The following is a 3,815-nucleotide window of genomic DNA, read 5'->3' as shown; positions in this document are numbered from 1 at the left end:
TTGATCTTGAACCGACACTGGCCCCGCCGCGCCGCTATGTTACTGCATGGCTACCCGAGAAAACGAGCAGCCACCCCACCAGTTAAATGGGAAAACTGGCCGTTCACGAGCGTTGCCTCAATCCGGCGTGTTTCAGGGTTGAGGATCACCAAATCCGCACGCTGACCTTCTTCCAATGTCCCGCGATCGGTTAGGCCGAGCAATTTCGCGGGCCCTGACGACACCAGCGACCACGCTTTCTCCAAAGTCAGAACGCCATCATCCACCAGCCGGAACACCGCCTGCTTCAAAGCCGGATAGTGATAATCTGACGCCAAAGCATGACAATGACCTGCAGCAATGACCTCCGCCGCGGACACTTTCCCGGAATGCGACCCGCCCCGCACCACATTTGGCGCACCCAGGATAACTTCGGCACCGTTAGCATTGGCCGCTTCTGCCGTTTCCAAACTCTCGGGAAATTCTGAAATCGCGATCCCCATGGCTTGAAACCCTGCGCGGACATCCGGCGTGTCATCATCATGGCTTCCCAAACGCACGCCGCGGGCCGTCAACCGTGCGGCCAGCGCCTTTAGCGCTTCAGGCACCTGTTCAGATCGCCCATGAAGCTCTTGCAGCAAAGTAAGATGCGCCTCGGGACTGCGCCCACTTTTGAGCGCCTGCCCCGTGTGGCGCGGCGGGCGTTTGCCCTTGGCCAGAGCATCGTGAGGGATATGGTCATTGAAGACCACGTAAGGCACATCAAACTCAGCAACCAATTCTTCAAACGCTGAGTAATCAGCGAGCAAGTGGGTTTCAAACCGCAACTGCACCCGCGTGTCCGTCAGCAGGTCGGCTGTTTTTAGGGCTTCAAGAAACCGCCGCGCAAACTCTGGGCCGCGCATCCCACCTTCCCAGCTGTAAAACTGCGCAAGCGTCGCTGTGGTGATCCCATTGGCGGCTAGCTCTGCATCCGCTGACATCAACCCCTGCCCCAAATCCCGCAGCGCCCCGCGGCGCGGCGCAAGGTGGCGTTCAAAACCATCGCCGTGAACATCAATGAGACCCGGCATGATCCAGTAGCCTGATAGATCAAAAGAACGGGCGTCTGTTTCGTCACAGATAACACCATCAAGCACAGCAAGCGATTGCGCGCTCAGGCCCTCTGGTCCCAAAACCAATGCGTTCTCAAAAATCATATCGGGCCTCTGCCTATCTCGTGGCGCTTCTTCTGGCAGAAACATATCTATCTGGGCAAGCCGGAAAGGATGTCATCCACCCCATGTCAACGACTTGTTAACCATGCCGGCATAGGTGTGAAACCAACGAATTTTCCAATCACGTTATTGCCCACGGACCCCTTATGCTAGACGCGCAAGATATTCCCACCACAGAAGCGATGGCGCCGACAGCGTCAATCGCAATCAATGCGCGCTTCTTAACGCGCCCAATGTCAGGCGTTGATCGCGTTGCTATTGAATTAACCCACGCATTCCAAAGGCAGATGACCGACAGCTCTAGCGCTCTACGCTACCTGCTTCCCAGCAAACCTGATGTGCTTACCGCTCCTATTCGCCCACTCGGCGGTTTATCAAAGCTTTTCCGCTCGCGGCCGGGCACGGGGCATCGATGGGAACAACTTGGACTGCCAAAGATGTTGGACCGAGATGAATGGCTGCTGAGCCTTTGCAACACTGGCCCGCTTGGGGTGCGCCGGCAAGCGGTGATGGTGCATGATGCTCAGGTCTTTACCCAACCAGAAAGCTACAGTTGGCGTTTCCGGACGCTCTATCGCCATCTGCTCCCCCGTCTTGCACGCCGAGCGGATGTTTTGTTTACCGTGTCCGACTTCGCGCGACGAGAGCTTGAATCCTTTGGTGTTTTCCCGACTGGCAAAGCTGTTGTGGTTCATAATGGCTGCGATCATATGGATCGGATCAGCGCAGATCCGAACGCCCTGAGCCGGTTTGGCCTGTCCCAAAACGGCTTCTTCATCGCGATCGGAAGCCAAGCCCCCCATAAGAACCTAGACCTGCTCGTTCGGCTCGCAGCCCAAACCAAACTAGATGTCCCCATCGCCGTTATTGGCGACGTGAACACGAGCGTTTTCAAAACCGTCAGCGGGAGAAGCGACCACAACGTTCGTCTACTCGGACGCGTCGATGACAGCGCGATGAAAGCCTTGCTAGAAAACGCACGCGCCCTGCTTTTCCCATCAAAAACAGAAGGCTTCGGCCTGCCGCCGCTTGAGGCGATGCGCTGCGGCTGTCCAGTGATTGCCACCACGGGTGGTGCGGTCCCAGAGGTCTGTGGCCAAGCGCCGCTATATGCAGAACCTGACTCTCTTCATGACTGGGTCAACGCAATATGGCTCTTAGACGAAAACAAAACCATTGCTGGCGAGATGCGCGCGCGCGGCTATGCGCAGGCGGATAAGTTCACGTGGGATGCAGCCGCAGAGAAGATCCTGAAGACTTTAGAAAGTCACGACGCGCAGCATCAATCTCGCGCATAGACATCTTCATAGCGAATAATGTCATCCTCACCCAGATACGCGCCAGTTTGGACTTCGATCAAAACCATCGGCACTTTGCCGGGGTTTTCAAGGCGGTGGAGTTCGCCCAGCGGGATGTAAACGGACTCGTTTTCGCTGACGAGCTTCTCCTCATCTCCGATGGTCACCTTCGCCGTACCTTCCACGACGATCCAATGTTCAGACCGGTGATGATGGCTTTGCAAAGACAGCGCTGCGCCCGGCAAAACGCTAATGCGTTTCACTTGGAAACGGTCGCCGACCACAAGGCTTTCAAACCAACCCCAAGGCCGGTGGTCTTTTGGAAAGGCCGTGGCTTGTTTGGCTGATTTTTCTTTGAGCGCCGCGACAGCGTTCTTCACATCTTGCGCGCGGTTGATATCTGCGACCAAAACTGCATCCGGCATAGCGACGGTGATGATGTCTTTCACCCCGATGCCCACCACTTCAAGGGATGCATCCTCAGACCGCAGCAAGCTGTTTTCGCAATCAAGCGCAGTGGCATTTCCAGACGTCGCCACACCTTTGGCATCGGGTCCGGTCTCTTTCCATACCGCATCCCAGCCGCCAAGGTCCGACCACCCCGCTGCGAAAGGCATGACAACCAAATTGTCAGCCTTTTCCATCACCGCATAGTCGATTGAAATATCCTGAGCCCCATCCCACGCTGCCGGATCCAAGCGGAAAAACCCGAGGTCGGTTTTGCCTTGCAAAATTGATGTCTGCACTGGCTTGATCAGGTCGCCCGCATGTTTGCGGAACGCTGCCAAAATGGATTTCACCGAGAAAAGGAAGATCCCCGCATTCCAAAGGAAATTTCCGGCCGCCAGCATATCACCCGCCGTCTTGGCATCGGGTTTTTCAACAAACCTACGCAGTGGGGTCACCGCCCCCCCATTCGGCGCGGCTTCAAGTTCAAGATAGCCATATCCGGTCTCTGGGCGATCTGGTGTGATGCCAAAGGTGACGATCTTTCCGGCTTCTGCTGCCGGCGTTGCCGCCGTGACTGCCGCTTGAAATGCTACTGTATCGGGCACCACGTGATCAGACGGCGCAACCAGCATCAACGCATTGGGATCGCTCTCTTCCAACCAAAGCGCCGCTGACAAAACAGCCGGTGCAGTATTGCGCCCGGCTGGCTCAATCAAAATCGCGCCGGGATCGATGCCGATTTCCGAAAGCTGCTCGGTCACAATGAAGCGGAAATCAGAGTTGGTCAGCACCATCGGTGCGGAAAAACCTTTGCCAGATAGGCGCTGAGCTGAGGCTTGAAAAAGGGAGGTATCCCCAACCAAAGCCGAGA

3 protein-coding genes are annotated in these 3,815 nt (G+C 56.3%); 1 reads left to right on the top strand and 2 read right to left on the bottom strand.

Going from position 1 to position 3,815, the window contains the following annotated elements:
- Positions 1–50: 50 nt before the first annotated feature.
- Positions 51–1,178: an alpha-D-ribose 1-methylphosphonate 5-triphosphate diphosphatase gene (locus tag TA5113_RS04955; RefSeq protein WP_058315788.1), complete on the bottom strand. Its 1,128-nt coding sequence runs from the start codon at positions 1,176–1,178 to the stop codon at positions 51–53.
- A gap of 164 nt (positions 1,179–1,342) precedes the next feature.
- Between TA5113_RS04955 and TA5113_RS04950 the strand changes: the two genes are divergently transcribed.
- Positions 1,343–2,494 (top strand): glycosyltransferase family 4 protein, encoded by a 1,152-nt coding sequence (locus TA5113_RS04950; protein WP_058315255.1) that lies wholly within the window; start codon positions 1,343–1,345, stop codon positions 2,492–2,494.
- On the opposite strand, the gene TA5113_RS04945 is transcribed toward TA5113_RS04950, so the two are convergent.
- The gene (locus TA5113_RS04945; protein WP_106686080.1) at positions 2,479–3,807 is read right to left on the bottom strand and encodes a mannose-1-phosphate guanylyltransferase/mannose-6-phosphate isomerase; all 1,329 of its coding nucleotides are present in this window, start codon (positions 3,805–3,807) and stop codon (positions 2,479–2,481) included. The two genes, TA5113_RS04950 and TA5113_RS04945, sit on opposite strands and share 16 nt — an antisense overlap.
- Positions 3,808–3,815 lie beyond the last annotated feature (8 nt).

The organism is Cognatishimia activa (assembly GCF_001458335.1).
Classification (GTDB): domain Bacteria; phylum Pseudomonadota; class Alphaproteobacteria; order Rhodobacterales; family Rhodobacteraceae; genus Cognatishimia; species Cognatishimia activa.
Note: the sequence above shows the minus strand (reverse complement) of the source record. Positions and strands in the feature narration are given on the sequence as shown.

Excerpts from the sequence above, each read along its gene's own strand:
- TA5113_RS04955 (WP_058315788.1), bottom strand. The coding sequence starts at position 1,178 with ATGATTTTTGAGAACGCATTGGTTTTGGGACCAGAGGGCCTGAGCGCG.
- TA5113_RS04950 (WP_058315255.1), top strand. The coding sequence starts at position 1,343 with ATGCTAGACGCGCAAGATATTCCCACCACAGAAGCGATGGCGCCGACA.